The 22,429-nt window shown below is 69.9% G+C and carries 19 protein-coding genes, 1 tRNA gene and 1 pseudogene; 17 read left to right on the top strand and 4 right to left on the bottom strand.

The features are described from left to right. Nucleotides 1-41 precede the first annotated feature (41 nt). Nucleotides 42-112: transfer RNA gene (locus QNJ12_RS15505), tRNA-Gly, on the bottom strand. A gap of 31 nt (nt 113-143) precedes the next feature. Further along, on the bottom strand, nt 144-782 hold the full coding sequence (locus tag QNJ12_RS15500) for an FMN-binding negative transcriptional regulator (RefSeq protein WP_300623891.1): 639 nt from the start codon (nt 780-782) through the stop codon (nt 144-146). A 106-nt stretch (nt 783-888) separates the two neighbouring features. Here QNJ12_RS15500 and QNJ12_RS15495 point away from each other — a divergent pair, with 106 nt between their 5' ends. From QNJ12_RS15495 to QNJ12_RS15480, 4 genes are all read left to right on the top strand, one after another. Next, nucleotides 889-2,109, top strand: coding sequence for an HNH endonuclease signature motif containing protein (locus QNJ12_RS15495; protein WP_300623889.1), 1,221 nt, complete (start codon nt 889-891; stop codon nt 2,107-2,109). 639 nt (nt 2,110-2,748) lie between these two features. Continuing rightward, nucleotides 2,749-3,621, top strand: a complete 873-nt coding sequence (locus tag QNJ12_RS15490; protein ID WP_300623887.1) for an NAD(P)-dependent oxidoreductase — start codon at nt 2,749-2,751, stop codon at nt 3,619-3,621. A gap of 40 nt (nt 3,622-3,661) precedes the next feature. Beyond that, nucleotides 3,662-4,243 carry a dCTP deaminase gene (gene dcd, locus QNJ12_RS15485; RefSeq protein WP_300623886.1) on the top strand — a complete coding sequence of 194 codons (582 nt, stop codon included), beginning with the start codon at nt 3,662-3,664 and terminating at the stop codon, nt 4,241-4,243. 39 nt (nt 4,244-4,282) lie between these two features. Further along, nucleotides 4,283-5,437 (top strand): phytanoyl-CoA dioxygenase family protein, encoded by a 1,155-nt coding sequence (locus QNJ12_RS15480; protein ID WP_300623885.1) that lies wholly within the window; start codon nt 4,283-4,285, stop codon nt 5,435-5,437. 31 nt (nt 5,438-5,468) lie between these two features. Here the strand turns inward: QNJ12_RS15480 and QNJ12_RS15475 are convergent, their stop codons facing one another. After that, entirely contained in the window at nt 5,469-6,464 is a 996-nt protein-coding gene (locus QNJ12_RS15475) for a LacI family DNA-binding transcriptional regulator (protein ID WP_300623883.1), read from the bottom strand. A gap of 130 nt (nt 6,465-6,594) precedes the next feature. On the opposite strand from QNJ12_RS15475, the gene QNJ12_RS15470 reads away from it, so the two are divergent. The 13 genes from QNJ12_RS15470 (at nt 6,595) to QNJ12_RS15410 (ending at nt 21,538) form a co-directional block, all read left to right on the top strand. Then, nucleotides 6,595-7,524 (top strand): sugar phosphate isomerase/epimerase, encoded by a 930-nt coding sequence (locus tag QNJ12_RS15470; protein ID WP_300623881.1) that lies wholly within the window; start codon nt 6,595-6,597, stop codon nt 7,522-7,524. Further along, nucleotides 7,521-8,660 carry a substrate-binding domain-containing protein gene (locus QNJ12_RS15465; protein ID WP_300623880.1) on the top strand — a complete coding sequence of 380 codons (1,140 nt, stop codon included), beginning with the start codon at nt 7,521-7,523 and terminating at the stop codon, nt 8,658-8,660. The genes QNJ12_RS15470 and QNJ12_RS15465 overlap by 4 nt, the downstream gene beginning before the upstream one ends. A gap of 135 nt (nt 8,661-8,795) precedes the next feature. Then, nucleotides 8,796-10,730, top strand: coding sequence for a hypothetical protein (locus QNJ12_RS15460; protein WP_300623878.1), 1,935 nt, complete (start codon nt 8,796-8,798; stop codon nt 10,728-10,730). A gap of 57 nt (nt 10,731-10,787) precedes the next feature. Further along, nucleotides 10,788-11,603, top strand: a complete 816-nt coding sequence (locus QNJ12_RS15455) for an ATP-binding cassette domain-containing protein (protein WP_300623875.1) — start codon at nt 10,788-10,790, stop codon at nt 11,601-11,603. Nucleotides 11,604-11,618: 15 nt separating this feature from the next. Then, nucleotides 11,619-12,575, top strand: a complete 957-nt coding sequence (iolC, locus tag QNJ12_RS15450) for a 5-dehydro-2-deoxygluconokinase (RefSeq protein WP_300623873.1) — start codon at nt 11,619-11,621, stop codon at nt 12,573-12,575. Between the two features lie 52 nt (nt 12,576-12,627). Beyond that, complete coding sequence (locus QNJ12_RS15445; protein WP_300623872.1) at nt 12,628-13,812, top strand: Gfo/Idh/MocA family oxidoreductase; 1,185 nt, start codon at nt 12,628-12,630, stop codon at nt 13,810-13,812. Beyond that, nucleotides 13,812-15,659 carry a 3D-(3,5/4)-trihydroxycyclohexane-1,2-dione acylhydrolase (decyclizing) gene (gene iolD / locus QNJ12_RS15440; RefSeq protein ID WP_300623871.1) on the top strand — a complete coding sequence of 616 codons (1,848 nt, stop codon included), beginning with the start codon at nt 13,812-13,814 and terminating at the stop codon, nt 15,657-15,659. The genes QNJ12_RS15445 and iolD overlap by 1 nt, the downstream gene beginning before the upstream one ends. Further along, on the top strand, nt 15,659-16,474 hold the full coding sequence (locus tag QNJ12_RS15435; RefSeq protein ID WP_300623870.1) for an SDR family oxidoreductase: 816 nt from the start codon (nt 15,659-15,661) through the stop codon (nt 16,472-16,474). Before iolD ends, QNJ12_RS15435 begins: the two co-directional genes overlap by 1 nt. Beyond that, nucleotides 16,471-17,874, top strand: coding sequence for a fatty acid desaturase (locus tag QNJ12_RS15430; protein ID WP_300623868.1), 1,404 nt, complete (start codon nt 16,471-16,473; stop codon nt 17,872-17,874). Before QNJ12_RS15435 ends, QNJ12_RS15430 begins: the two co-directional genes overlap by 4 nt. Beyond that, the gene (gene iolG, locus QNJ12_RS15425) at nt 17,871-18,884 is read left to right on the top strand and encodes an inositol 2-dehydrogenase (protein WP_300623867.1); all 1,014 of its coding nucleotides are present in this window, start codon (nt 17,871-17,873) and stop codon (nt 18,882-18,884) included. Before QNJ12_RS15430 ends, iolG begins: the two co-directional genes overlap by 4 nt. Then, the gene (locus QNJ12_RS15420) at nt 18,881-19,822 is read left to right on the top strand and encodes a sugar nucleotide-binding protein (protein WP_300623866.1); all 942 of its coding nucleotides are present in this window, start codon (nt 18,881-18,883) and stop codon (nt 19,820-19,822) included. Before iolG ends, QNJ12_RS15420 begins: the two co-directional genes overlap by 4 nt. 1 nt (nt 19,823) lies before the next feature. After that, nucleotides 19,824-20,684 carry a 5-deoxy-glucuronate isomerase gene (gene iolB, locus QNJ12_RS15415; protein ID WP_300623865.1) on the top strand — a complete coding sequence of 287 codons (861 nt, stop codon included), beginning with the start codon at nt 19,824-19,826 and terminating at the stop codon, nt 20,682-20,684. Beyond that, nucleotides 20,681-21,538, top strand: a complete 858-nt coding sequence (locus QNJ12_RS15410; protein ID WP_300623863.1) for a DUF2090 domain-containing protein — start codon at nt 20,681-20,683, stop codon at nt 21,536-21,538. Before iolB ends, QNJ12_RS15410 begins: the two co-directional genes overlap by 4 nt. A gap of 580 nt (nt 21,539-22,118) precedes the next feature. On the opposite strand, the pseudogene QNJ12_RS15405 reads toward QNJ12_RS15410, so the two are convergent. Then, nucleotides 22,119-22,429 (bottom strand): annotated as a pseudogene (locus QNJ12_RS15405) (sugar ABC transporter ATP-binding protein); the annotation flags it as partial.

Below are 22,429 nucleotides of genomic sequence, written 5' to 3'. Positions count from 1 at the left end.
CCCACTGCAGGCTCTCAGCTCATCGATCAGGTGTTGCTGGGAGCGGGTGACGAGAATCGAACTCGCGTTCTCAGCTTGGGAAGCTGATGTTCTACCATTGAACTACACCCGCGTGGCCCGTCACCGGGCAGCGGAGGTCCAGGTTAGCGGCCGTCGGCCGTACCGGTCCCGTCGTCGATCATCGCCGCTCGCACGGCGGCCGCGCCGCGGACCGGTGACCCGGCCAGGCCGGCGATCGTGCCGGCGAGATCGTCCTCGTTCTTGTTCTGGCTGAGCTTGCGCTTGCCGTCGAGGCGAGTGACGGTCAGTTCGACGCCGACGATCGCCTTGCGCATCTTCGTGAGATAGTCGGCGGGCGCGTCGTCGACCGGCCAGGGCCGGTCGAACGCCGCCTCGTGGTGGTCGGTGAGATCGCGCACCATCTGCTCGATCCAGGCGTCGTCGTCCCGGGCGACGAGCGTGCCGTGGAGGTGGACGATCTCGTAGTTCCACGTCGGTACGACCTTGCCGTGCTCGGCCTTCGACGGGTACCAGCTCGGCGTGACGTACGTGTCGGTGACCGGCACGATCAGCAGCGCGTCGCACGGCGCGACCCGCCACACCGGGTTCGGCCGGGCGAGGTGAGCGCGCACGACCTCGCCCTCGTCGTCGATCAGGAACGGCACCGGCGTCGACGCCAGGCCCTCCTCGCCGGCGACGACCAGGTGGCCGAAGCCGGCCGCCCGAGCCATCGCCACCATCGTGCCGGCGTCGTCCTCGGCGAAGTGACGGGATCGGAACATGCCCGCACCGTAGCGATGGAGCCTCGATCCGTTCCGGCGCGTTGCGTTGGTGACAACTTCGAACATGTGTTCGATCTCTGTCACACCCTCTCGTCAGGATGTCCGCATGGAGTTCGGTGCGGTCGTCGAGCGGATGCGGGAGGTGTGCTCCACCAGCGGCGACCCCCGGTCCGAGCGTGCGGCGATCGAGTCGGCGATGACGTCGTCGGCCGAGCTCAAGGCCTGGTTGGCGGCGGCCGATGCCCGCTTGGCGTCGATGTTGGCGTCGCAAGTGTCGTTCCCGGAACAGGCGATCGCCGACTGCACCCGCGAGTCGTTGCGCGACGCCGCCAAGGCCAAGGAGCGCTCCGACACGCTGGCCAAGGTGCCCGGGTTCGCCGATGCGTTGGAGGACGCAGCGGTGACCGCTGGCCATGTCGATGCGATCACGACCAAGGCGAAGCCGCTCACCGACTCACAGCGCGCCGAGTTCTTCGAACGCGTCGCCGGTCTCGTCGACGTGGCGTCGGCGGCGACCGTGACCGAGTTTCGCCGCCGGCTCGCCATGGAGGCGCGGGCGACCGAGCGCGACGACGGCATGGACCGGCTCGAGCGGCAACGCCGCAACACCGGGCTGCGGGTGTGGACCGATGGTGAGGGCATGTGGCGCTTCGACGGGCGGTTCGATCCGTTGTCGGGTGCGAAGCTCGATGCCCGGCTGGAGGCTGCCGTGCAGGCGATGTTCGCCGAGGCGACGCCCGAGACGTGTCCGACGGATCCGGTGCTCAAGCAGCAGCACCTGCGGGCGTTGGCGTTCCAGCGACTCGTCCTGGACCCCGCGACCGGCATCGGCCGGCCGGGGCGGCCCGAGCTGATCGTGGTCGCCGACCAACCGAACGGAGGTGGCGGGCCGACGATCGACTGGGGCATCCCCGTCGAAGTGTCTCTGCGGGTACTGGCCGAGATGTACGACGCTGGCGATGTCGACGCGCAAGCGGTGATCGTCCGCAACGGCGTCGTGTTGCACGCGCCGGGTGAGCTCGACCTCGGTCGCACCACTCGGCTGGCCAACCGAGCCCAACGCCGCGCACTGCGAGCGCTGTACCCGACCTGTGCGATCCCTGGCTGCGACGTCCGGTACTCGCGCTGCAAGCTCCACCACGTGCGCTGGTGGCGCCACGGCGGCCGCACCGACCTGGCGAACCTGCTCCCACTGTGTGCCCACCACCACAGCAAGGTCCACGACTCCGGATGGAACCTCCGGCTCGGCCCGAACCGCCAGCTCACCATCACCTTCCCCGACGGCACCATCCGCAACACCGGTCCCCCGAACCGTCGGGCGGCCTGACCTGCGCAACGCCCGACGCTCTTCGACAACCGAGGACAGCGAATCTGTGCGGCCCGAGCGCGGCCGGACAGACCCTCCTTGACAACCGACGACGCCGGATCGGTGCGGCCCTGCGCGTGCTCCGGCCCGACGCTCTTCGACAACCGGGGACATCGGATCGGTGCGGCCCGAGCGCGGCCGGCCAGACCCTCCTTGACAACCGACGGCGCCGGATCGGTGCGGCCCTGCGCGTGCTCCGGCCCGACGCTCTTCGACGACCGGGGACATCGGATCGGTGCGGCCCGAGCGCGCCCGGCCAGACGATGTCGGAATCGCAGGGCGCGTCGGTGCCGCGTCGACGCGATCCCGCAGCGTCGAGCGCGACGTCGGCTCACGGGTGGGCAGAGGTCGAGCGGCGCTCGCGTCCGTGTCCGTGTCCGTCCCCGTGTTGCTCTCCGTGTCCGTGTCCGTGTCCGTGTCCGTGTCCGTGTTGCTCTCCCTGTCCGTGTCCGTGTCCGTCCCCGTGTTGCTCTCCCTGTCCGTGTCCGTGTCCGTGTCCGTCTTCGTGTCTGTGCCCGTGGCGAGTTCCCGTTGCGACGAGCGTTGCGGGGTGAGGGTGCGGGTTCGAGACCAACAGGAGACGTGCGCCAGAGTGGCGGGATGGCGATCGTCGTCGACCCTGGCGAGCACCACGACCTGTGGCTCGCGCTGCTACGCGAGCAGCTGCCCGACGAGGAGTTCGTGCACCCGGACGACGACGTCGACCCGGCCACCGTCCAGTTCGTCATTTCGTGGAAGCACCCGACCGAGCGCATCCTCGGCTACCCGAACCTGCGAGCACTGCTGCTCGCCAGCGCCGGATTCGACCACCTCGACCCGGCGGTGATGGCCGCAGTGCCCGTCGTGCGGCTGATCGATCCGGCGATGGCCGACGACATCGCGCTCTACTGCTTGAGCTGGGTGATCCACTTCCAGCGCGACTTCGACCGGTTCGCGAGCGACCAGCCGACGGCGACGTGGTCGCGGCCGGCGCCCCGCTTCCCGAGGGACTACACGGTCGGTGTGCTCGGTCACGGGGCGATCGGGTCGGTCGTGCTGGAGACGTGCGCGCAGCACGGCTTCCGGACGGTCGGCTGGTCGCGGTCGAACCACGACCGGTCGTACGACGAGTTCTTCGAGGCGTCCGACGTCGTCGTCAACCTGCTCCCGCTCGACGAGTCGACCCACCACGCGATCGCAGCGGAGGAGCTTGCGGCTCTCGGCGACGGCGTGCTGATCAACGTCGGTCGCGGCGGCACGGTCGACACCGGCGCGCTGCTCGCCGCCCTCGACGGTCGGATGCGGGCCGCCGTGCTCGACGTGTTCACGACCGAACCGCTGCCGGCCGACGATCCGCTCTGGGCACACCCGAAGGTCACGATCACACCGCACATCGCCGGTCGCACCGATCCGACGACGTCGGTGCCGGTCATCGTCGAGAGCATCGTCGACCTCCGCGCCGGCCGCCGGCCCGCCGGCCTGGTCGAGCGCTGAGGCTGCGGCCGGTCGGGACACCCGTGGCTAACGTGACGCCGTGATCCTCTCCGACCGCTCGCTCCGCGAGCAGCTCGCCGCCGGCCGGATCGTGATCGACCCGCTCGACGAGTCGCTGATCCAGCCGTCGTCGATCGACGTGCGCATCTCGCACCTGTTCCGTGTGTTCCGCAATCACACCGCTCCGGTGATCGACGTCAAGCTCGACCAGACCGAGCTGACCGAGCTGGTCGAGATGCCCGTGGACGAGCACGGCGTCGGGACCGAACCGTTCATGCTCCACCCCGGCGAGTTCGTCCTCGGCAGCACCCTCGAGCGGGTCGCGGTGCCCGACGACCTGGTCGGCCGGGTCGAGGGAAAGTCGAGCTTGGGCAGGCTGGGGCTGCTCATCCATTCGACGGCCGGATTCGTCGATGCCGGCTTCGACGGTCACATCACGCTCGAGCTGGCCAACGTCGCGAGCTTGCCGATCACGCTCTACCCGGGCATGAAGATCGGCCAGGTCAGCTTCATGCAGATGACGACGGCTGCCGAGGAGCCCTACGGCAAGGGCGCCAAGGGTTCGAAGTACCAGGGCCAGCGGGGCCCGACGCCGAGCCGGTACTTCGAGAACTTCGGCTGAGTCCTACGCTCGCGGAGCGACGAACGAGGGGAGCCCGAGATGACGATGACCGATGTGTTCGGCCGGGAGGCCTGCGACCTCGGCGAGTTCCGAGCCCTGGTCGAGGTCGAGGGGGAGCGGCCGCCACACGCCAGGCACGTCCGGCAGCGCGTGCCGGTCTACGACGCAGCGTCGCTCGCCGGTCTCGTCGGCGACCGCACGTCGCGGCGGGTGATCCGCGACGAGCTCGCCGGCGTGCTCGGGACCGGTGCCGGCATCTTCGTCCTCGCCGGCGCGTTCGAGCACGCCGTGGTCGACCGCGCGACCGCCGTCTTCGAGGCGATGATCGCCCAGCAGCACGAGGAGGGCCGGGCGGTCGGCGACCACTACGCCAAGCCCGGCGCCAACGACCGGGTCTGGAACGCGATCGAGAAGCTCGCGTTGCGCGATCCCGATGTCTTCGTCGACTACTACGCCAACGACATGGTCGCGCTCGCGGCCGAGTCGTGGCTCGGGCCGGGCTACCAGATCTCCTCGCAGATCAACGTCGTCAATCCCGGCGGCGAGGCCCAGCAGCCCCACCGCGACTTCCACCTCGGTTTCATGACCGACGACGAAGCAGCGGACTTCCCGGCGCACGCCCACCGGCTGTCGCCGATGCTCACCTTGCAGGGTGCGGTGGCGCACTGCGACATGCCCGTCGAGTCGGGGCCGACGATGTACCTCCCGTACTCCCAGCGGTACGAGCTCGGCTACCTGGCCTGGCGGCGACCGGACTTCGTCGCCTACTTCGACGAGCACCGGACGCAACTGCCGGTGCACAAGGGCGACGTGGTGGTGTTCAACCCGGCGCTCTTCCATGCGGCTGGTTCCAACGTCACGAGCGACGTCAAGCGGATGGCCAACCTGCTCCAGATCTCGTCGCCGATGGGGCGGGCGATGGAGACGATGGATCGCATCACGATGAGCCGCACGGTCTACCCGGTGCTGCGGCAGCGGCGCCGTGGCATGTCCGAGCGGGCGGTCGCCAACGTGGTCGTCGCCGCCGCGGACGGCTACGCGTTCCCCACCAATCTCGACAACGACCCGCCGCTCGACGGCCTGACGCCGCCGTCGCACGCGGCGATCATGACCGACGCGCTCGAACGAGACCTCGAGCCCGCCGAGTTCGACGGACTGGTCGCAGCGCTCGTCGAGCGTCGTCGCTCGGCCTGAGCTCACCCGAACCGACGCACACGAGTCGACCTCACCCTGGCGGAGGAGCGGTCGTGCCACGGGCGACGAGCGTCGGTGGGGTGACCTGGTGGGTGGCCACCGTTCGGCCCTCCTCGATCCGTTCGAGCAGGGCGCGCACCGCCAGCTCGCCCAGGCACTCACGCCCCTGGTCGACCGTGGTCAGGTCGATGTGGCGGAGCGCGGCGACGAACGTGTTGTCGTAGCCGACGAGCGAGATGTCGCCCGGGACCGCCAGACCGGCATCGTCGATCACGTCGAGCGCCCCGACGGCGCTGAGGTCGTTGCCGGCGAAGATCGCCGTGACGCGACGTCCGCCGCTCAACGCGTTGGCGGCGGCCCTGGCGCCTGCAGCCTCCGTGAACGCCGCCGGCACGACGTGCGGTTCGAGGCCGTGGGCGCGCATGGCCGCCTCGTAGCCGGCGCGACGCTGCGAGCCGCCCGCGCCACGCCCGCCGTCGAGGTGGCAGATGTCGCGGTGCCCGAGCTCGACCAGGTGATCGACGACGAGGCGCGCACCGAGCCGGTCGTCGTTGTTGATCGTGTCGACCCGCTTCGATCGCATCGGCCGGCTCACCACCACCACCGGCACGGCATCTGCGATCTGCTCGATGAACGACGGCGGCACCTTGGTGCCCGTCAGGATCACGCCGTCGACGTTGTGGTCGACGAAGCCCTCGAGCGCGGCCCGCTCGTCGCGTTCGTTGAGGAACGCGCTGTTCAAGAGCAGCCGGTACCCGTGCGAGTCGGCCGACCGCTTGATGCCGTCGGCGACGCTCGGGAAGTACGGGTTGTGCAGGTCGTTGATCAGCAACCCGAACGTACGGGTCCGCTTGCTGGCGAGATGGCGCGCCGACAGGTTGGGTCGATAGCCCAACGCGTCGGCCGCCTCCAGCACCGCGATCCGTGATCGGTCGCTGACCTTCTCCGACTCGTGCATGACGAGGCTGACGAGTGCACGCGACACGCCCGCCCTGCGTGCGACGTCGTCCATCGTCGGCTTCACCATCGTCCCTCCCTTGACAGTTGTCGATGCAAGCACAATGATTGGAGCGCTTCAACGGTTGAAGCGCTCCAACAGGCTCGTGAGTGGGGACTCGACGGCCGGACGGGGTGAGGGGAACAGCGACGAGGGGGACGTGAGCGTCAGCTTCATGGAACGGGTGGGCTCTGCGCCCATCTCGTGGGGGATCTGCGAAGTGCCGGGCTGGGGTGCACAGCTCCCGGTCGAGCGCGTCCTCGGCGAGATGGCCGAGCTCGGCCTCCGCGCCACCGAGCTCGGTTCGGTCGGCTACCTCCCGACCGACGAGTCCGAGCTGCGAGCCCTGCTCGACCGGTTCGGGATGCGCCTGACCGGTGGCTTCAACGCCCTCGTGCTCCACGACGCCGAACGATCGGCCGAGACACTTGCGTCTGCCACTGCCGAGGCCGACCTGCTCGCAGCCGTGGGCGCCACGTGCTTCATCACGTGCGCCGTCTCCGACCCCGACGACTGGCAGCGCGTCGAGCTGACCGACGACCAGTGGTCCACGATGGCCGAGAACCTCGCGCGCATCGACGAGCTCTGCGAGCAGCGCGGCCTCGTCCAGGCGTTCCACCCCCACGTGGACTCGCTCGTCGAGACCGCTCCGGAGATCGAGCGCGTCGTCGCAATGAGTAGTGTCGCCTTCGTGCTCGAGACCGGGCACATGCTCATTGGGGGGCTGGATCCGTATGAATTCGCTGTCGAGCACGGCGACCGAGTCGCGCTCGTGCACCTGAAGGACGTGGCCACCGAATACGTCGGGCCACTCAATCGCGATGAGCTCACGCTGATGGAGGCCGTCCAGGCCGGGATCTTCCCGTCGCTCGGCGAGGGGCAGGCTCCCATCGAGACGACGATCCGCCAGCTCGAGACCACCGGATACCGCGGTCACTACGTGATCGAACAAGACGCCGCTCTCACCGATGGCCTCCCGGCCGCCGGCGAGGGCCCAGGTCGCGACGTCGCACGCAGCGTCGCGTTTCTCCAGTCGGTCGCCTCGGCGATCACTGCCGATACCAACAACAAGGGGGACATACCCGTATGAGGAAACTGCGTACCATCATCGCGCCGCTCGCGGCGCTGGCGTTGGTCGCCGGCGCCTGTGGCGGCGACGACGACGACACCGCGGACGACGACGCCGTCGAAGACGACTCGGGTGATTCCGGCGATTCCGGTGACTCGGGCGACTCGGGTGATTCCGGCGACTCGGGCGACTCGGGCGACTCCGGTGACTCCGGTGACTCCGGTGACACGGGTGACTCGGGCGACTCGGGCGACTCGGGCGACTCCGGTGACACGGTCGACGCCTCCCAGGGCTCGGACCTCGTGTTCCACATGATCACGCACTCCGACGACGGGCCGTTCTGGTCGGTGGTCAAGCGCGGCGCCGACGCCGCAGCCGCGGACCTCGGCGTCACCGTCGTGTGGAAGCCCGGCGTCAACGACGCCCAGGTCATGGTGCAGGACATCGAGGCAGCGGTCGCCGAGGGCAGCAACGGCATCGCGGCGTCGTTGCCCGATCCCGACGCACTCGTCGGACCGCTCCAGGACGCCGTGGGCAACGGCGTCCCGGTGATCACGCTGAACTCGGGCTCCAACGACTACCAGAACATCGGTGCGTTGACGCACGTCGGCCAGACGGAGGACGTCGCGGGTCAGGGAGCCGGCAACCGGTTCAACGACCTGGGCGCCACCAAGGTGCTGTGCGCCCAGCAGGAGCAGGGCAACGTCGGCCTCCAGGAGCGCTGCGACGGCCTCGCGAGCACGTTCAGCGGCGAGACGATCATCGAGTTCGTCGGCCTCGACGCCGACACGACCGAGCAGCAGAACACGATCAACGCGGCCCTCGCCGCCGACCCCGACATCGACGCTGTGCTGGGCGTCGGCCCCGTCGTCACGATGTCGGCGCTGCGCGCCGCGCAGGACCTCGGTCGTGATCTCGCCATCGGTGGGTTCGACCTCACGCCCGAGCTGCTCGGCGCGATCGAGGCCGGCGACATCGCGTTCACCGTCGACCAGCAGCAGTACCTGCAGGGCTACCTGCCGGTCCTGTTCCTGTTCCTGAACGTCACCAACCAGAACACCGTCGGCGGCGGTCTCCCGGTGCTGACCGGCCCGGGCTTCGTCACGCCCGAGAACGCATCCGACGTGCTGGCGCTCAGCGAGCAGGGCACTCGCTGATCCGACCACCACTCACCGCAGAGGCGGGTCCGGGCCCCGGCCCGGTCCCGCCGTCTGCGGCACGGCCCGTCGTCGTCCGATCGCGCTCGCGGACGACCCGCGCCAACCAGACACGCTCGAACCAGAGGGGGGCACGTGAGCGAGACCGACAGTTCCATCGACCCAGCCGCCGACGTCTCGACGTCGGCTGACGACGGGTCCCACGCGCCGGCCGACGACGAGCGACTCGCCTATCGATCGGTCTTCCAACGACTCTTCGTCCGGCCCGAGGTCGGCGCCTTGATCGGTGCCGCCGGGATCTGGACCTTCTTCTGGGCCGTCTCCGGCACGTTCGGGACCGTCGGCCAGACCTTCGGCTGGCTCGACATCGCCTCGACCCTCGGCATCATGGCCGTCGCCGTGTCGATGCTGATGATCGGCGGCGAGTTCGACCTCTCCTCCGGCGCGATGACCGGGGCGATGGGCATCCTGATCATCCTGCTGGTGAAGGAGACCGGCGACCTCGGCGGTCTCGGGCTGCCGCTGTTCATCGCGATCCCGCTCTCGCTCGCGGTCGCGCTCGGCATCGGCTACATGAACGGCACGATGGTCGAACGCACGGGCCAGCCCAGCTTCATCATCACGCTCGCCACGTTCTTCTCGCTGAAGGGGCTCAAGCTCGGCCTGTCCAAGCGGTTCGTCGACCAGATCCAGGTCGGCCGCACCGACGAGGCCCCCGACTTCGACTTCTGGCGGCCGATCTTCGCCGCCGAGTGGGCTCGCAACGACCACCAGTTCGAGCTCCGTGACTTCTTCTACATCGTGCTCATCGCGCTCGGGCTCGTGATCATCGTCCTCGGTGTGTGCGAGCTCTGGTTCCGACGGCGCGAGCACCTCAATCCTGCCGGCCTGCCGCAGTTCCTCGTCGGACTGGCGCTCGGTGTCGGCGGCGGCATCGGCCTCCACGTGACCGACGGATCCGGCGCCAACATCGTGCTCGGTGTCGTGATCGCCGCCGGTGTGATCGTCGGCCTCCACGGCTTCGCCCTGTGGCGCTACGAGCCGATCGCCGACCGCGGCAGCCTGCAGCTCGGTCAGGCGATGACGCGCCGGATCGCGATCGGCCTCGGCCTCGTCGTGGTGGCCGGTGTGGTCGCGCTGATCATCGATTCGTCATCGGAGCGCGAGCTCGTCTTCCCGTTCACCACCCAGGGCGTGCGCGCCATCCTGTTCGTCGGGTTGGCAGCAGTCGGGATGATGCTGCTCGCGGTCGCGTCGCAGGCCTCGTTGAGCATCAACCCGGCCACCAAATTCGTCGCGACGTCGGCGATGGCCCTCGGAGCGGCGATCATCGCGGTCACGATCTTCGTCGACTCCGAGGCGGAGAAGTTCCGCTCAGCTCTCTTCCCAGCGGTCATGTTCGTGGGCGTGCTGCTGTTCGCCTGGGCGGTCGTCTCGACCCGCTTCGTCGAGCGCCGTCACCCTGATCACGACACCGACGTGCTCGGCACGCGGATGCTGATGGTCGGCGGCCTCTCGGTCGTCGTCGGGTTGGCGTTCCGGCTCCTCTTCACCGTCGAGGAGGAGATCGCCGCCGAGATCGCCCCCGCCAAGACCTCGATCCGCCTCTTCTGGTTCATCCTGTTCACGGCGGTCATGGTGTGGGTGCTCGCCCGCACACGGTTCGGGAGCTGGACCTACGCGGTCGGCGGCAACAAGGAGGCCTCCCGCCAGGTCGGTGTGCCGGCGGCCCGGACCAAGACCCAGTTGTTCATGCTCGTCTCGTTCGCCGCCTGGCTGGTCGGCTTGCTGATCGCGTTCCGGATCCAGTCCCTCCAGGCCAACACCGGCGACGGCGAGGAGTTCGAGTACATCATCGCCGCCGTCGTCGGCGGCACCCTGCTCACCGGCGGCTACGGGACCGTCTTCGGTGGTGCGGTCGGCGCCGCGATCATGGCGATGCCCCTGATCGGTATCTCGAGCGCCCGCTGGAACAGCGACTGGCGGTTCCTGTTCCTCGGCGTGATCCTGGCGCTGGCCGTGGTCTCGAACCGATTCATCCGACTCAAGGCAGAGGGGATCCGCCGATGAGCCCGCGTGCGGCCACCACGCCGACGCTCACCGATCCGAACCACGAAGGAGGCCTCCATGGCTGAGGACCACCTGCTCGAGCTCGACAACATCGACAAGTACTACGGCAACATCATCGCCCTGCGCGACGTGAGCACGTTCGTGAACTCCGGCGAGGTGACGTGCGTGCTCGGTGACAACGGTGCCGGCAAGTCGACGCTGATCAAGATCCTCGCCGGTGTGCATCAGCAGACCGAGGGCACGATCCGGATGAACGGCGAGGAGGTGCGGTTCGGCTCGCCGCGGGACGCGCTGTCGAACGGCATCGCGACGGTGTACCAGGACCTCGCGATGGTGCCGCTCATGTCGGTGTGGCGGAACTTCTTCCTCGGGGCCGAGCCGACGAAGCGCATCGGTCCGCTGAAGTGGATCGACAAGCCGCAGGCGAAGCGGATCGCCAAGGAGGAGATGGCCAAGATGGGCATCGACATCCGCGACACCGAACAGCCCGTCGGCACACTCTCCGGCGGCGAGCGGCAGTCGGTGGCCATCGCTCGCGCCGGCTACTTCGGCGCCCGCGTCCTCATCCTCGACGAGCCGACGTCGGCGCTCGGCGTCAAGCAGTCCGGCGTCGTACTGAAGCGCATCGTCGAGGCTCGCAACCAGGGCCTCGCCGTGATCTTCATCACGCACAACCCGCGCCACGCCTACCCGGTCGGCAACCGCTTCCTGATCCTCAACCGCGGCCAGTCGATGGGTTCGTTCGCCAAGGAGGAGATCTCGATCGACGAGCTGACCCAGCTGATGGCCGGCGGCGCCGAGCTCCAGGCGCTCGAGCACGAGCTCGAGGCGGCGGGAACGATCCGGCACGAAGACCTGACCACGCCCGACTGAGTCGCCCGCGGCATCGTGACGGTTCCAGAGCTCCTCACGATCGGGCGCGTCAGCGTCGACCTCTACGCCGAGCAGCTCGGCGTGTCGATGACCGATGTGACGACGTACCGGAAGTCGATCGGCGGCACGTCGACCAACGTCGCCGTCGCCGCGGCACGGCTCGGCCATCATGCCGCCACGGTCACCAAGGTCGGCGACGACCCCTTCGGCGCCTACGTGCGTCACGCGCTCGAGCACACGTTCGGCGTCGACGTGCGGTGGGTGCGCACCGACCCCGAGCTACCCACACCGCTCGCCTTCGCCGAGCTCGACCCACCCGAGGACCCGACCGTCCTCTTCTACCGCCGGCCGGAAGCGCCCGATCAGCGACTGGTGATCGACGACGTCGATCTCGACGTGGCCCGCACGGTGCCGATCCTGTGGGTACCGGCGTCGCGGTTCGCGTGGGAGCCGAGCCGGGGCACCGTTCGCCGCGTGCTCGGCGAGCGCGCACGCCGCGCCCACACGGTGCTCGACCTCGACTGGCGACCGATGTTCTGGTCGTCGCCCGCCGCCGCCCGCGAGCAGATCGCGCCGATGCTCGAGCACGTCACGATCGCCATCGGCAACCGCGCCGAGTGCGAGATCGCCGTCGGCACGGCCGATCCCGACGAGGCGGCCGACCGGCTGCTGGCGATCGGCGTCGAGGTCGCCGTGGTCAAGCTCGGCGAGGACGGCGTGATGGTCGCGACCGAGGCGGGCGATCGAGAGCGGATCCCGCCGTTCCCGGTGGAGGTGGTCTGCGGGCTCGGCGCCGGCGATGCGTTCGGCGGCGCGTTCTGCCACGGCCTCCTCGAGGGATGGGACCCGGCGCGCATCGTCCGTTTCGCGAACGCGGCCGGCGCGATCGTCGCCGGACGGCTGATGTGCGCCGACGACATGCCGACGCTCGACGAGATCGACGCCTTCCTGGCGGAACGGGGTGCGGCGTGAGCGTCGGGCACGCTCACCGGCCGTTGCCGCCGGCGCCACGAGGGGGTCGCCGATGAGACCGCGACTCGGACTGGGTGTCGTCGGGTTCGGCTGGATGGGCCAGGCCCACTCCCGCTCCGCCGCCCGCATCTCGTCGCTCTTCCCGGACCGCACGTTCGACGTCGACCTCGTCGTCTGCGGCGACAACGTCGCCGGGCGGCGCGAGCAGGCGACCGACGGGTTCGGGTTCCGCGAGTCGGTCGACTCGTGGCACGGGGTGGTCGACCATTCCGACGTCGACGTCGTGTACGTGACCGCGCCCAACATGCTGCACGAGGAGGTGGCGTGCGCGGCCGCATCCGCCGGCAAGGCGGTGTTCTGCGAGAAGCCCGTCGGCGGCAAGCCCGACCAGACGGTGCGCGTCGATGCCGCCGCGCGCCGAGCCGGCGTCGTGACGGGCGTCGGCTACAACTACCGGTGGGCGCCGCTCGTGCAGCACGCGAAGCAGCTCATCGAGAGCGGTGCGCTCGGCGAGATCACCAACTACCGGGGGCGCTTCTTCTCGATGTACGGCGCCGACCCGATGGGTCTGCTCTCGTGGCGGTTCCTCGTCGACGAGGCCGGCCACGGCGTCTCGTCGGACATCCTCTCCCACGCCGTCGACCTCGCCCACATGCTCGTCGGCCCGATCACGTCGGTCTCGGGCACGCAGGAGACGTTCATCAAGGAGCGCCCCCTGCCCAGGGCCGGCGGGACCCACTACGACCGCGGCCGGCCCGACGACCCGACCGGGGCCGTCACGAACGAGGACTACGCAGCCGCGATGGTCGTGTTCGACAACGGCGCGCGTGGAACGTTCGAGTCGTCGCGCGCGATCATCGGTCCCGAGTCGCAGATGGCCTTCGACGTGTACGGCACGAAGGGCGCGCTCCGCTGGAATCTGGAGACGATGAACGAGATGGACGTCTTCCTCGTCGACGAGACCGGCACCGCTCCGCGCGGGTACACGAAGGTCTACGCCGGTGATCGCTACCCGTTCCACGGGCACTTCGTTCCCGGCGATGCGAACTCGATCGGCTACGAGGACCTGAAGGTGATCGAGAACCACGAGTTCCTCACCGCCGTCGCCGCCGGCGAGCAGCACGAGCCCGGGTTCGCGCAGGCGGTCGAGTACGTCAGCTTCCAGCACGCCTGGCTGCGCTCGTGCGAGTCGGGCTCGTGGGAGACGGTCACCTCGATCCGACAGGAGGATGCCTGATGGACACCGTTCGACTCACCACCGCCGAGGCGATCGTCCGCTACCTCATCGCGCAGCGCACCGTCGTCGACGGCGAACGCGTCCCGCTCTTCCCCGGCGTGTACGCGATCTTCGGGCACGGCAACGTGACGTGCCTCGGGCACGCTCTCGAACAGCACCGCGACGAGCTGCCGACGTGGCGCGGTCAGAACGAACAGGGGATGGCCCTCGCCGCCGTCGGTCATGCGAAGGCCTCGAAGCGACGGCAGATCATGGTCGCGACGTCGTCGATCGGTCCGGGGGCGACGAACATGGTCACGGCGGCCGGCGTGGCGATGGCCAACCGGCTGCCGGTCCTGTTGCTCGCCGGCGACACGTTCCAGTCGCGCATCCCCGACCCCGTCCTGCAGCAGGTCGAGCGCTTCGACGCGCCGTCGGACACCGTCAACGACGCCTTCCGGCCGGTCGTGCGGTACTGGGACCGCATTACGCACCCGGCGCAGGTCGTCCAGTCGCTGCCCCATGCGGTCAACACGATGCTCGACCCGTCGGATTGCGGCCCTGCGTTCGTCGGCCTGCCACAGGACGTGCAGGCGCAGGCCTACGACTACCCGATCGCGTTCTTCGACGAGCGCGTCCACGAGCTGCGCCGGCCACGGCCCGACCGCAGCGAGCTCGAGCGGGCGGCCGCGGCGCTCGCCGCCGCCGAGAAGCCGCTCGTGATCGCAGGTGGTGGCACCCACTGGTCCGACGCCGAGCACGAGCTGCGCTCGTTCGTCGAGCGCCACAACATCCCGGTCGCCGAGACCGTCGCCGGCCGCACGTCGGTGCCGCAGTCCCACCCGCTCCACGCCGGCACGATCGGCGTGACCGGGTGCACGGCCGCCAACGCACTCGCCGCAGAAGCCGACGTGGTGCTCGCGGTCGGTACCCGGCTGCAGGACTTCACGACGGGCTCGTGGACCGTGTTCGAGAGGGCGAAGATCATCGGCTTGAACACGGCGCGATTCGACGCCACGAAGCACCTCGCGATGCCGCTCGTCGGTGACGCCCGTGAGACGCTCGCCGAGCTCAGCGCCGCACTGGGCGGCTTCCGCGCCGACGACTCGTGGTCCGCCACCTGCGCCTCGGAGGCCGCCCAGTACCACGCCTACATCGACAAGATCGCGGCTGCCGACGGCGGCTCGGACAGCGGGCTGCCGACGTACGCCCAGGTCGTCGGAGCGGTCGACCGCCTCGCCGACGAGTCGACCTACGCCCTCACCGCGGCCGGCGGCTTCCCGGGCGAGCTCGTGAACGGCTGGCGCTCCGACGTCGTGCACTCCTTCGACGCCGAGTACGGCTTTTCGTGCATGGGCTACGAGATCTCGGGTGGCTGGGGCGCCAAGATGGCACGACCCGATCGGGAGGTGGTCGTCTTCGTCGGCGACGGTTCGTACCTCATGATGAACAGCGACCTCTACAGCTCGGTGCTCTCGGGCCACAAGCTGATCGTGATCGTGTGCGACAACGGCGGCTTCGCCGTCATCAACCGGCTGCAGACCGGCCAGGGCGGCGTGCCGTTCAACAACCTGATCGCCGATGCCAACATCGTCGAGGAGGTGCGCGTCGACTTCGCCGCCCACGCCGAGGCCATGGGGTGCCGCACCGAGCGGGTCTCGACCGTTGCCGAACTCGAAGCCGCGTTCGAGCGCGCCAGAGGCAACGACCGCACGACCGTCATCGCGCTCAGCACCGACGCGTACACGTGGACCGAGGGCGGGTCGTTCTGGGAGGTCGGCGTGCCCGAGGTCAGCACGCGTGACGAGGTGCTCGCGGCCCGCGCCGAGCTCGACGCCGGCAAGGCGGCACAGCGGGTGGGTTGGTGATGGCCCGGTTCGACGGCAAGACGGCGCTCGTCACCGGCTCGACGCAGGGCCTCGGCCGGACCCTGCTCGTGAACATGGCCACCGACGGTCTCGCCGGCGCGGTGGTCACGGGCCGCGATGCCGAGCGCGGCGGTGCGGTCGTGAACGAGCTCGGCGTGCTCGGTTGTGACGCAGCCTTCGTCCCGGCCGACCTCGGATCGGCCGATGCGGTGCAGTCGCTGCTCGACGCCGCCGACGACCGCTTCGGCCGCATCGATTGCCTCGCCAACTGCGGCGCGATCACCGACCGGGGCGACGTGTGGACGACCACCGCCGACTTCTGGGACTCGATGATGGCGGTCAACGTCCGGGCGCCGTTCCTGCTGACGCAGGGCGTGGCCCGCATCGCACGCCGCAACCAGCTCCCGGCGTCGGTCGTCAACGTCGGCAGCGTCGCCGGGTACGGCGGCCCCGAGTTCATCACCGCCTACAGCGTGTCGAAGGGCGCGTTGATGACGATGACGAAGTCGCTGGCGTTCCAGCTGATGCGCCACCACGTCCGCGTCGTCACCGTCAACCCCGGCTGGATGGACACCCCCGGCGAGGACGCGATCCAGCGCAAGTACCACGACGGCGGCGACGACTGGCTCGAGCGGGCCGAAGCGGACCGCCCGTTCGGTCGCCTCATCAAGCCCGACGAGCTGGCGCGCACCTTGGCCTTCGTGCTCAGCGACGAAGCGGGCATGATGACCGGCTCGATCATCGACTACGACCAGACCGTGCTCGGGGCCGGGAACTGGCCGCTGCCACCGCCGATCGACGAGCCGGTCCCGTGACCGTCGTCGACTACGGCCTGACGGGCGACTCGTCGCTCGTCGCCGTCGAGCGAGGCCTGGCGAACGCCGAGTGGTTCCTCCCCGAGATCGCCGACGGGCGCCTGCGTGAGCTGCAGGCGCGATCCGACGGCCGGGCGGCGGTCGACACGATGGTCTGGCTGCTCCTGCTCGTCGGTTCGGCCGTGGTGGCGTACGTGTCGCTCTGGTCGTGGTGGTCGCTTCCCGCGTTCGTGGTGTACGGCGCGCTCGCCGGAGGTGCGGCGGACGCCCGGTGGCACGAGTGCGGGCACGGCACCGCATTCAGGTCGGGTCGCGCGAACGACGCCGTCTACTACCTCGCGTCGTTCCTGCTGTGGCGTGGCCCGACCGTCTGGCGGTGGTCGCACTACCGCCACCACACCGACACCCTCGTGGTCGGTCGCGACGCCGAGATCGTGTTCCAGCGGCCGCCCGACCTCGTCCGCACGGTGCTGGCCTACACCCACCTCCGGGGCGGCGCGCAGATGTTCCGGCGGCTCGTCGAGCACTCGTTCGGTCGGATCGACGACGAGGCCGCCGACTTCGTGCCGGACACCGAGCTCCGCCGGGTCGTGTGGGAGTCCCGCGTGTTCGTCGGCATCGTCGCCGCGTCGGCGTTCGCCAGCCTCTGGTGGTGGTCCGTCGTGCCGCTCCTGTTCGTCGGGCTCCCGACGATCTACGGGGCGTGGCTGATGGTCTTCTTCGGCATCACCCAGCACGCGGGCATGCGCGAGAACGTGCTCGACCACCGCTACAACACGCGCACGGTGTACATGAACCCGGTGCTCCGATTCCTGTACCTGAACATGAACTACCACGTCGAGCACCACATGTTCCCGAGCGTGCCGTACCACGCTCTTCCCGCGCTCCACGACGAGATCAAGGACCAGCTCGCGCCTGCCGTCCCCTCGACGCCGGCGGCGTACCGCCAGATCTTCACGACGCTCGCACGCCAGCGACGCGACCCTGCGTACGAGATCCCGCTCGACGTTCCCGACGTGGCCGGCGCACCCCGGCACCGCATCACGGTGGGCGAGACCAACTGGGCCCACGGACCCGACGGTGCCGTCGATCTCGGTGCGGCGGACTCGCTCGACGTCGGTGAGCTGCGGCGGTTCGACGTCGGCGGTCGCACCTATGTGCTCGGCAGGGTGACCGCAGACGAGTTCGCGCTGTGCGACGGGCTCTGCAGTCACCAGCAGGTCCACCTCGCCGGAGGTGCGATCGTCGACGGGCAGATCGAGTGCCCGAAGCACAACGCCCGATTCGACGCTCGCACCGGAGCGGCCATGCGCCGGCCGGCCCGCGAGCCGATCGGCGCCTACCGCGTCGAACGGATCGGCGATCGGATCGTGAGCCGTCTGGAGGAGAGGACGCCATGACCACACCACTGCGAATCGGCCTGCTCGGCTGCGGGCGGATCGGCGTCATGCACGCCGACCTGCTGTCGGGGCGCATCGACGGACTGACGCTCGGCGCGGTCTACGACGTCGTCGGCGAGGCAGCCGAACGCACCGGCGCCAGGTACGACGCAGCGGTTGCGGCGTCGCCGGACGAGCTGATCGAACACCCCGAGGTCGACGCCGTCGCGATCTGCTCGTCGACCGACACGCACATCGACCTGCTCGTGCAGGCAGCGGCGGCCGGCAAGCCGGTGTTCATCGAGAAGCCGCTGTCTTTGGCGCTCGACCAGGTCGACCGCGGGATCGCAGCCGCCGACGCCGCCGGCATCCCCGTGCAGGTCGGGTTCAACCGACGCTTCGATCCCAGCCATCGCCTCGTCCGTGATCGCGTCGCCGACGGTGACGTCGGCGACGTGCACCTCGTCCGGATCACGAGCCGCGACCCTGCGCCTCCGCCGGTGTCGTACATCGAGGTGTCGGGCGGCATCTTCCTCGACATGACCATCCACGACTTCGACATGGCTCGGTTCGTCACGGGCAGCGAGGTCGTCGACGTGTTCGCGCACGCCTCGGTACGCGTCGATCCCGCGATCGGCGAGGCCGGCGACTACGACACGCTGGTCGTCGCGATGCGTCACGAGAACGGGGCGATCACCACCATCGACAACTCACGCCAGGCCGTCTACGGCTACGACCAGCGGGTCGAGGTCTTCGGCTCGGGTGGTATGGCCGCGTCGGACAACCCGCTCACGACCACCAGCGTGTACCGCAACGCCGATGGCGGGCAGCTCTCGACCGTGCCCTACTTCTTCCTCGACCGCTACATCCCGTCGTATCTGGCCGAGTGGGAGTCCTTCCTCTCGATGGTGCGCGACGGCACGCCCACGCCGGTCTCGCTCGCCGACGGCCGGGCACCGCTCGTGCTCGGGCTCGCCGCCGGCCTGTCGGTGCGCGAGTCGCGACTCGTTCGGGTCGACGACATCGGATGATGCGGGCATACGTCACCGGCGCGACCGGCTTCGTCGGCTCGAACATCGCAGCGGCGTTCGCAGCCGAGGGCGCGGACGTGCACTGCCCGGTCCGGTCGGACCACCCCGACCCCCGGCTGTCGCTCGAGCGCCTCGACGTGCTCGACCCGGCGGCGGTCATCGCGAGCGTCGAACGTCGGCGACCCGACGTCATCGTCCACTCGATGATCCTCAACGACCACGACCTCATGTACGCCGACCGTCGCCTCGCGTGGCAGTGCTACGTGGGCACGACCGAGACGCTGGCGGACGCCGCGAACCGGGTCGGGGCGCTGCTGATCCTGGTGTCGACCGACTGGGTGTTCGACGGCACGCAAGGCCCGGCCGCCGAGGACACGCCCCCGAACCCCACCACGCTCTACGGCGTGCTGAAGCTCGCCAGCGAGGAGGCGGTTCGACACCTCGCGACCCGGGGGGCGGTCGCCCGCGTCTCGGCCGTGCAGGGCCACCACCTGGCGCGACCGACGACCGTCAGGCGTCAGGACCGCGGATTCGGGTACCTCGCCGCGTCGATCGTCGACGCGCTCGCCGAGGGCCGGACGTTCACCGTCTGGGAGGCGCCCGACATCAACAACGTCGCGACGCCGAGCCTGGCCAGCGAGTGCGGCCGCGTGATGCACCGAATCGCAGCGATCGGTGCGACCGGCGTCTTCCACTGTTGCGGCGCCGAGCCCGTGACCCGGCGACAGCTGGCCGAGCTGACGTGCGACGTGTTCGATCTCGATCGCTCGCTCCTGCGGTACGGGCCGCCCGAGCCGGGTGGCATGGAGCGTGGTGTCGTCCCCTACGACACCACGCTGTCGACCGCGATCACCAGCGAGCGGCTCGGTACGACCCCACTCACCACCAGACTGATCCTCGAGCGCTTCAAGGAGGAGCGCCTCGGCACGGAGGGATGACATGAGCAATGCAGCACGCACCGAACCGATCCGGCCGGCGGGCGGACCGGGGACCGTGATCGACGTCACCCCCGAGTCGGCGGGCTGGGCGAACCTCGCGTTCGCCGTGGTCGACGTCCGTGCGGGCAGGCCGAACCGCGGCCTCGTCGCGGGACGCGAGACCGCCATCGTCACGCTCAGCGGGGCCGGTCGCGTGCTCGTCGACGGTCTGACCGTCGACGTCGGCCGGTCGTCGGTGTTCGACGAGGTCGGCCGCATCGTGTACGTGCCGCCGGGGGTGGAGTACGTGGTCGAGACCGACTCGGCGGTGACGGTGTCGGTCGGTTCGGCGCCCGCCGAGGGCAGGCTGCCGACACGCGTCTTCGAGCCGTCGGAGATGCGCAGCGAGATCCGTGGCGGTGGCACCTCCTACCGCCAGGTCGTGCACGCCCTGGCCCACCCGCTGCCGGCCGAGCACCTGATCCTCTACGAGGTGTACGTGCCGCGCGGGACCTGGGCGGGCTGGCCGCCGCACCGCCACGACGGCTCGGAGGGCTCGCCGTACCTCGAGGAGGTCTACTACTTCCGGCTCGATCGGCCCGAGGGCTACGTGTTGCACCGCAACTTCACCGACGGCCACGGGCCCGGCGACGAGCTCGACGAGGTGATCGTCGCGGGCGACGGCGATGTCGCGCTGGTGCCGAAGGGGTACCACACCTCGGTGGCGTCGCCGGGCTCGAACATGTACTTCCTGAACTACCTCGCCGGCGACCTCGAGCTCGACGAGCGGCGGACGCCTCCGTGCTTCCACGCCGAGCACACGTGGATCGAGGCGGATTGGGACGCGGGCGCCTGGAGCCTCCCGGTCGTGCCGACGACGTGAGCCTCGACGACGTCCGCGACGACGCGGGGTGGTTCCGCGTGCTCGCCGTCGATCATCGCGACTCGTTGCGCGTCTTCCTGCAGCCCGACGATCCCGACTCGGTCGCGACGGAGACCATGACCGACATCAAGCGGGAGCTCGTGCGTGCGATCTCGCCGCATGCGACCGGCGTGATGCTCGAACCCGAGTACTCGATCCCGCAGCTCGTCGACGACGGCTCCGTGGCACCTGGCGTCGGGTTCATCGCCGCGCTCGAGTCGCAGGGCTATCTCGCGGACCCCGGCGCGCAGCCGACATCGGTGCTCGACGGGTGGTCGGCCGAGCAGGCTGCGGCGGCGGGCGCGTCGGCTGCGAAGCTGCTGCTGCCGTACCGGCCCGACGCCGAGCTGGCCGACACCCAGACCGCCGTCGCCCGCAACGTGCTCGCCCGATGCCGCGCCGCCGGCCTGCCGCTGGTGCTCGAGCCACTGTTCTGGGGACTCGACGACCCTGCCGACCGCGAGGGGGTCGTGCTGGCGACCGTCGAGCGGTTCGCCGAGCTCGGAGCCGAGCTGCTGAAGCTGCCGTTCCCCGTCGATCCGGGCCTGGTGAGCGATCGCCGGGCGCGGGTGGCCGCGTGCGCTCGTGTCACCGAGCGATGTCATCAGCCGTGGACACTGCTGTCGGGCGGCGGGTCGTTCGACTCGTTCGCCGAGCAGGTGGCTGCCGCGGTCGAGGGTGGTGCCGCGGGCTTCATGGTCGGTCGGGCGTTGTGGGGTGAAGCGGCACGCGCGGCGCCGGCCGATCGACGGACGGTGATCGACGATGTCGTGGTTCCCCGCTGGCGCCACCTCGCCACCCTCGCCGGCGGCTGACGCCCTCGGCGCCCGCGTCGTGCGGCAGTCGCGCAGCGATCATGTCACCGGCCGACCGCGTCGCGCCGGCGATCCGACTTGCGATCGCGTCGGGCGGCGCTCATGTCTCCGGTCGATCGCATCGCGTCGGCGGGGTGGGCCGAGCCCGGAGGGCTCGCAGCGTCGAAGCAGAGCGGAGGCGGCGAGCTCGGCAGGAGCAGCCGAGCCGGCTGGCGATCGCGTCGTGGGGCGGCTCATGTCTCCGGTCGATCGCGTCGCACGGGCGCGGTGGGCGAGCGTCGGAGCGGAGCGGAGGCGGCGAGCTCGGCAGGAGCAGCCGAGCCGGCTGGCGATCGCGTCGCGGGGCGGCTCATGTCTCCGGTCGATCGCGTCGCGTCGGCGAGGCGGGTGAGCGTCGGAGCGGAGCGGAGGCGGCGAGCTCGGCAGGAGCAGCCGAGCCGGCTCGGCGGTCGCGTCGTGGGGCGGCTCATGTCTCCGGCCGATTGCGTCGCGCCGGCGGCTTGGGCCGAGCTCGGCAGGCGCAGCCGATCCGGCTTGGCCGGTCATGCGCAGCCTGTTGATCAGCGGCGAAGCCCGATCATCAATCGTGTAGCTCGGCGAGCTCCTCGGAGGATGCCTCGCCGGGCTGCTTGCCGGCGATGATCATCGCCAGGACGTCGTCCTTGGTGACATCGTGCTTGTTCACCGTGCCGACGAGCTTGCCCTGCAGCATCACGCTGATCCGGTCGGCGAGGTCGAACACGTCGTGGATGTCGTGGCTGATCAGGAAGATGCCGATCCCTTCGGTCCGGAGCTGCTCGATGAGCTCGCGGACCTGGGCGGTCTCGGCCGGGCCGAGCGCCGCCGTGGGCTCGTCCATGATCAGGATCTTGGCGTTGAAGTGCACCGCCC

The organism is Ilumatobacter sp. (assembly GCF_030065885.1).
GTDB lineage: Bacteria > Actinomycetota > Acidimicrobiia > Acidimicrobiales > Ilumatobacteraceae > Ilumatobacter.
Note: the sequence above shows the minus strand (reverse complement) of the source record. Positions and strands in the feature narration are given on the sequence as shown.